This window comes from Rhodococcus sp. (in: high G+C Gram-positive bacteria), from assembly GCF_049591685.1.
GTDB lineage: Bacteria > Actinomycetota > Actinomycetes > Mycobacteriales > Mycobacteriaceae > Rhodococcoides.
Window position 1 is genome coordinate 1 of sequence record NZ_JBAWFH010000083.1, and the last position, 6,829, is coordinate 6,829.

Consider the following 6,829-nt stretch of genomic DNA (forward strand, 5'->3'; position numbering starts at 1 on the left):
CGCAAACCAGCAGCGCGACCCCCAGCAAGGCGCGGCTACACAGCAGTCGGGGCCGCAGCAGGGAACGGGGCCGCAGCAGCAGCCGCAGACCAATCTGTCGGCGCGAGGTGGAACGTTGCCCGCGGGAGCGCCCACGGACGCCGGTCAGCGTGGTGCGTACTCCGGGGCCGACAGCACGGACGAGAAGACGCAGCGTCGCGAAGCCGCCAAGACGAAGGCTGCGGGCATCGACGGGCCCACCCGCAATATCGAGCGCAAAGATCTGGCGAAGGACATGCCGGACCTGTCCGAGGTGCGGCACTCGTCACCCACTGCGGAGACGCAGAGGGTCGGTCAGCCGATGACGATCGCGGGCCGCGAGGACGGTGAGCCGCTGCGCGCGACCATTCAGCTGCGCAAGATAGATCCGTGGTCGACGTTGAAGATTTCGTTGGTCATTGCGGTATCGCTGTTCTTCGTGTGGATGGTTGCCGTGGGCCTGCTCTATGCGGTGCTCGACGGGATGGGCGTCTGGGATCGTCTGAACAGCGCGTTCACCGACATCGTCTCCGAATCAGGCGACGGTGGCTTGGTCAGTGCCGGGCAGGTGTTCGGGTACGCAGCTGTGATCGGTCTCATCAACGTCGTGCTGTTCACTGCCCTGACGACTATCGGATCGTTCATCTACAACCTGTCATCGGACCTGGTCGGCGGCGTCGAGCTGACGCTGGCGGACCGCGACTGATCACGTCGACGAGGGTGCCGCATCGGGCCGTTTTGGAGTACAGCGGTCCGATACGGTAATCTCACTCCTCGGTTCGGCAAGAGAAATCTTGCACGGATCGAGGTACGAGGGCCTATAGCTCAGGCGGTTAGAGCGCTTCCCTGATAAGGAAGAGGTCGGAGGTTCAAGTCCTCCTAGGCCCACACCGAACGCGACGAAGAGGGTGAGTTTCCATCAAGGTTCTCGTTCTCTTCGGAGCGGTGGTAGCAGTGGCGGTCACCCTGTCGAAGATGCGTTCCAAGCGCGGCGGAGATGGTGTCTGGCACAAACTCTCGAACGTGTAGGGTATCGTTCGCTAGTCCGGTTCACCCCGGGGCCTTAGCTCAGTTGGTAGAGCGCTGCCTTTGCAAGGCAGATGTCAGGAGTTCGAATCTCCTAGGCTCCACAGTTTCACGAAAGGCGTTCGGCTTCGGCCGAGCGCCTTTCGTCGTTTCGGACACGCTGTGGGCGACCGGCGTTTGTGACCTCTGCCAACACGGCCGAATGCGTTGCGGGAACAGTCCCAGACAATCCCGATCAAGCGTGATCGACGCCACCGCGCGCCCTAGGGTCTGTCGAGTCGGGATTCGTCTGCCCACTCCCGGGTCGGGGAATCGCGCGGAAAAAGGATGGTCCACGATGCGCTACCTCGATCACACCGAACTGCTCACCGAACTCGAACCGACGTTGGAGCAGAACCTCGATCGTCACCTGTCGATGGCGAAGGAATGGCACCCGCACGATTACATCCCGTGGGACGAGGGCCGGAACTTCGCGGCAATGGGCGGTCAGGATTGGGACATCTCCCAATCGTCGTTGTCCGAGCTGGCTCGAATCGCGATGATCACCAATCTGCTCACCGAAGACAATCTCCCGTCGTATCACCGGGGCCTGGCGGACAATTTCTCACTCGACGGTGCCTGGGGTACGTGGGTGGGTCGCTGGACCGCCGAGGAAAATCGGCACGGCATCGTGATGCGCGACTACCTCGTCGTGACGCGCGCCGTCGACCCCGTCGCCCTCGAGCAGGCCCGCATGCAACACATGACCACCGGTGTCGACGCCCCGATGGACGGCAAGAACTTCCTGCACTCGGTCGCCTACGTCACCCTGCAGGAGCTCGCGACAAGGGTGTCTCATCGCAACACCGGTCTCGCCTGCGGTGACGAGGTGGCCGACCGAATGTTGGCGCGTATCGCCGCGGACGAGAACCTCCACATGATCTTCTACCGCAACCTCGGTGCTGCGGCGCTCGATCTGACGCCCGATCAGATGGTCAACGCCATCGCCGACGTCGTCACCGATTTCTCCATGCCCGGGTTGAACATGCCGAACTTCCGGAAGAACGCCATGGTGCTCGCCAAGAACGGGATCTACGACCTACGCCAACACCTCGACGAAGTGTTGATGCCGGTACTCCGTAAGTGGCAGATCTTCGAACGGAACGACTTCACCGGCGAAGGGGAGAAGGGCAGAGACCGTATTGCCGCATTCGTCGACGACCTCGCCGTCAAGGCAGCGAAGTTCGAGGAATCGCGCGACAGGCTTCTTGCCCGCGAAGCAGCGCGGTCCCAGCTGGTGTCCTGAACGCGGCGATCACGGGCGAAGTTCGTTCGGCAGTTCTCCAGACGACGGAAAGTGTTAAAGTCCCGCACGACAGACGTCGTCGCCGCCTCGAGCGCGATGTTCTCATCGGAGGTGGGCTGTGGCGAACCGACGCCGTCGTACCCGTGCAGCGCACCTTCTTGTCCGGCCCCACGTCAATTTGCGGCTCGGCAGTGGACGGCTCGCGTGATCGATCGCGTGTTCGCTGCCTGGCCGAAACTCGACGAGTCCGGACTGACGCTACTGGTGTACGTCATGGGCACCACGTTGCTCTACGCCGCCAGCGGTAGCGCGTCGTGGAGTACTGCAGGTGTCGCGGCAAAGGTGGCCATCCTCGGTGCAGTGGCGATGGGTATCGCGTCGACCGTCGTTCTGCTGCGAACAAGAATGCCGAGTCCCAAACGGGCGATCGGCACGGTGACGTCGATGGCAATCGCAGCCGTCGCCCTGTCGTTCGCCGCCGCGTCGACGCTTCCGGCCTTTCTCGTGTGCTTTCAGGCGACGATGTTCCTCGGGATGCACATCGGCGCGTTCTGGTCGGAACGAAATGCCGGCGTATGGGTGGGCGTGCTTGCGGTGTCGGCGGTGGCCGGGGCCGTTATGGGGTCGTATCAGTCCTCGTTCATCGCGTACGTGCTCATCGCTCTGGGCGTCGTCGGCGCGACCGAGGTGTTCGGCGTCTTCGCCCGCCGCATGCGCTATTCCGCCACCCACGACGCCCTCACGGGGCTGCTCAATCGCTTCGGGTTCGAATCGAAGGTGGAGAATATGCTTCCCGTCTGTGCAGCCAGGGGCCTGTCGGTGAGCATGGCGGTGCTCGACCTCGACAACTTCAAGCAGATCAACGACGAGTACGGGCACATCGCGGGTGACGTTCTGCTCGCCCGGGTGGCCAAGGCGTGGAAGGCCGAAATCGGGCGCCGCGACGTACTGGGCAGATTGGGCGGCGACGAATTCGTCCTGTTCATGCCCGGTGTCCTCGAGGCCGAGGCGTGGCAGATCATCGATCGCCTGCGCCGCGCGCATCGCGCGGAATGGAGTGTGGGCCTGGTGTGCATGCCCGCAGCCCGCCGGTGGGCCGAAATCTATCGGGCCGCGGACACCGATCTGTATCGCGCGAAACGCAGCCGTCCCCGCAGCGACGCCACGCCGCGTGCGCCGCACGTCGATTCCGACGAAACGGAGTGGAGAATAGCGCGTTGACGCGCTCGCCACAGAATTCATCCACAGCCTGGGGATAGATTTCTGGGCGCCATGCCCAACCCGTGTTGGATACGTACAGGTCGGCCCGAACGCCGACATTGTGCGTTACCGTCGGGGAGGGCGAAAAATGCTGTCGTGGAGCGATATTCGAGGGTGGAACGTCGACGAGGTATCGATGCTGTCGATACAGGTGATCAATGCGGGCTCACATCTGCGCATCGAAGCCGACGAACTCACACGGGCAATGGGTCGACTGCACTGGGAGGGGGATGCGGCCAATGCCGCTCGCGCCGACCTGCAGGTACGGAGCGACGAATGCTTCCGCGCTGCAACACAACTCGATGAGATCGGCCGATGCGTCGCGGAGGCCGCAGCTCGGATGTACCCGATAGCGTCCCTCGTCCGAGAGAGCGTGTCCGTCGGCGCGGAACAATCGTTCGCCATCGCCGACGACGGGGCCGTCACCGACAGCCTCGTCGCGTACACGACGAGCGCCGCGGACGCCTGGGAGGAAGGCCGGCATCGCCTGCGCCTGCTGCGAGAACTGACCGAGCGGGTGCACGTGACGTTGCGTCGAGCGACGGAGATCGACGAAGACACAGCTGCCAGCTTGCTGGACGGCGGTGAAGACCGAGAACAGATTTCGCAACCACCGTTGCCCGCTCCGGGAACAGCACCCGCGAATGCAGCCTTCTGGGCATCGCTGACGCCGATCGAACAGGCAGCTTTGCTCGACCGGCACCCCGGGTCGATCGGCAACCTGGACGGTATTCCGGCTGCGGTCCGCGACGACGCCAACCGCGAGGTGCTGCGGGCGGAGCGAGTGCGACTCGAGGGGGTTGCCAAGCAGTTGGCCCATCGGGTGGAGAACAACGTCTTCGGCGGGTTGTTCGACGACGCAGACGCCGGCCTGAAACAAACCCTCGAGCGGCTCGATGCCCTCGACGCGATCACCCGCACCCTCGAGAAAGGAGATCGTCAACTGCTGGTGCTGGACAACTCGACCAGCGACGAGACCTTGGCGGCGATCGGTGTCGGCGACGTCCACACAGCCACGCACGTCGCGGTGTTCGTCCCCGGGTTCGGTTCCGACGTAGCCGACGACCTTGGGCGATATGACGGCGACATCGGCGCGCTGAAGACGCAGGTGCAAGCCCATCTACCGGCGCAGGAGAGCGTCGCGTGCGTGACGTGGATGAACTACCAGACGCCGGAATTCGGAATGGCCCTGCTCGATCCAGGCCGCACGGTCGCGACATCGGCGGCCGCTGCGACGGGCGGGCAACGACTGACCTCGTTCCTGGACGGACTCGACGCCGCGCGTTCGCAAGATCCCCACCTGTCGCTCCTCGGACACTCCTATGGGTCGCTCACGGCAGCGATGTCGGTGCGCGACGCCGACGCCAATGGGGTGGACGCCCTGGTGGCGTTGGGTTCACCAGGGCTGGATGTGCGCGACGCGAGCGCTCTGTCCGTGCCGCCCGGAAGTGTGTTCGTCGGCGAGGCTCCCGGCGACATGGTGGCAGACCTCGGAGCGTTCGGCGTGGACCCCAGCGGGATGGACGGTGTACGGCTGCTGGCAACCGACGAGGCGTCGAACTTGAAACAGGCGCAGGGACACAGTGAGTACCTGACCGAGGGCACGCTGATTCAGCGCGACGTCGCGCTCGTCGTCGCCGGCCGTACCGACGAGCTGCGGTAGGGCCCGGCTACCGAGCCGGTTCGACTATTGCTCGGCGTGCTGCGCCGAAGATCCGTTGACGGGCGTGGGGGTGTCTTCGTAGTCCGACAGGCGAGGCGGTGCATCGGCGGCCGGCACGAATTCGCGTCGACGACGCGTCGCCAGCACCGCAACGCCCGCAGCTACACCGAACACCGCGCCGAACACGAGGAAGCGACGAGTCCGCCCGGTGGAGGTACCCGTCTTCGTGGAACCACGGCGGGCAGCTCGGCTCTCGGATTCGCGGTGCGCGAGGCCGTAGCCCCGCTTGGCCAGCTGATAGCCGATGCCCGCGTACCCCATGGAGAACAATCTCGCGCCTTTCAGCGCAATGCCCCCGGTGCTCACGGCGACGTCCCGAACCTGCGCAGACTTCGATGTGCTCGTCATGTCTCCACTGTTCCACACAGGCGCGCGACCGATTCGGCTGTGGTGCGAGGGACACTGCTGTGCGGTGCGACAGACACGCCGCGGGCCGGCAGTGGCACGATGGAGGGGTGACTTCACCAAACAAGACATCAACGGCCACGCTGCACACCAACCGCGGCGACATCGTCATCGAGCTCTTCGGCAATCACGCGCCGAAGACGGTCGAGAACTTCACCGGTCTCGCCGACGGATCCAAGGAGTACTCCACGGCCAACGCGTCGGGCGGGACATCCGGACCGTTCTACGACGGCGCCGTCTTCCACCGCGTTATCGACGGTTTCATGATCCAGGGTGGAGACCCCACCGGCACCGGCGCCGGCGGACCGGGCTACAAGTTCGCCGACGAGTTCCACCCGGAACTCGTCTTCGACCGCCCGTACCTGCTGGCCATGGCAAACGCCGGCCCGGGCACCAACGGTTCGCAGTTCTTCATCACCACCGGCAAGACCCCGCACCTCAACCGCAAGCACACCATCTTCGGTGAAGTGACCGACGAGGCGTCCAAGAAGGTCGTCGACGCGATCTCCGGCACCCCCGTCGGCCGCGGTGACCGTCCCGTCGACGAGGTCGTCATCACCAGCGTCACGCTGTCCTGATTCGGCTCGTCTGACACCCGCTCGCGAAGGAACTTCACGATGACGAACCCCGGCTGGGGTGGCGCGCACGGCGATCAGCCCACCCCACCTCAGGCGAGGTGCGTCCGGCATCCCGACCGGCCCACCGGATTGGCATGTTCGAGGTGCGGCAACCCTGCCTGCCCCGAGTGCCTGCATCCGGCGGCGGTCGGCCAGCACTGCCTCTCGTGTGTTCGCGCGGGCAACGCATCCGTCCGTCGCGCCAGAACGGTCGCGGGAGCGACCACCGGCGCGGCGTACGGGCTCGTCACGTACATCTTGATGGGCCTCAACGTGCTCGCGTTCGGCGTCACTGCGGCCCAGTCACGCAGTGCGCTCGACAATACGGCCGCGTCGTCGCTGTTCGACGCGTGGGCGTTGTTCCCGCCGGCTGTGGCCACGGGCGATGTCGAACGGCTTCTCGGCAGTGGATTCCTTCATATCGGACCGTTCCACCTGTTGGTCAACATGTTCGCGCTCTACATCATCGGCAGAGACGTCGAAGCGATCCTCGGA

The 6,829-nt window shown here is 64.8% G+C and carries 7 protein-coding genes and 2 tRNA genes; 8 read left to right on the forward strand and 1 reads right to left on the reverse strand.

Annotated features, from left to right (window positions below; genetic code table 11):
• The 6 genes from WBQ44_RS03845 to WBQ44_RS03870 form a co-directional block, all read left to right on the forward strand.
• Positions 1-724 (forward strand): DUF3566 domain-containing protein (locus WBQ44_RS03845; RefSeq protein ID WP_495565416.1); only part of this gene is annotated, 724 nt, incomplete at its 5' end.
• Between the two features lie 108 nt (positions 725-832).
• A tRNA-Ile gene (locus WBQ44_RS03850) sits at positions 833-906 on the forward strand.
• A 169-nt stretch (positions 907-1,075) separates the two neighbouring features.
• A tRNA-Ala gene (locus tag WBQ44_RS03855) sits at positions 1,076-1,148 on the forward strand.
• A gap of 233 nt (positions 1,149-1,381) precedes the next feature.
• Complete coding sequence (locus WBQ44_RS03860) at positions 1,382-2,329, forward strand: acyl-ACP desaturase (RefSeq protein WP_495565417.1); 948 nt, start codon at positions 1,382-1,384, stop codon at positions 2,327-2,329.
• A gap of 204 nt (positions 2,330-2,533) precedes the next feature.
• Positions 2,534-3,550, forward strand: coding sequence for a GGDEF domain-containing protein (locus WBQ44_RS03865; protein ID WP_495565418.1), 1,017 nt, complete (start codon positions 2,534-2,536; stop codon positions 3,548-3,550).
• Positions 3,551-3,677: 127 nt separating this feature from the next.
• Positions 3,678-5,252: an alpha/beta hydrolase gene (locus WBQ44_RS03870; RefSeq protein WP_495565419.1), complete on the forward strand. Its 1,575-nt coding sequence runs from the start codon at positions 3,678-3,680 to the stop codon at positions 5,250-5,252.
• Positions 5,253-5,276: 24 nt separating this feature from the next.
• Here WBQ44_RS03870 and WBQ44_RS03875 read toward each other — a convergent pair whose 3' ends face one another.
• Positions 5,277-5,660: a hypothetical protein gene (locus WBQ44_RS03875; RefSeq protein WP_495565420.1), complete on the reverse strand. Its 384-nt coding sequence runs from the start codon at positions 5,658-5,660 to the stop codon at positions 5,277-5,279.
• Between the two features lie 107 nt (positions 5,661-5,767).
• On the opposite strand from WBQ44_RS03875, the gene WBQ44_RS03880 reads away from it, so the two are divergent.
• Both WBQ44_RS03880 and WBQ44_RS03885 read left to right on the forward strand, forming a co-directional pair.
• Complete coding sequence (locus WBQ44_RS03880; protein ID WP_495565421.1) at positions 5,768-6,295, forward strand: peptidylprolyl isomerase; 528 nt, start codon at positions 5,768-5,770, stop codon at positions 6,293-6,295.
• Between the two features lie 39 nt (positions 6,296-6,334).
• A partial coding sequence (locus WBQ44_RS03885; protein WP_495565422.1) for a rhomboid family intramembrane serine protease occupies positions 6,335-6,829 on the forward strand: 495 nt, incomplete at its 3' end.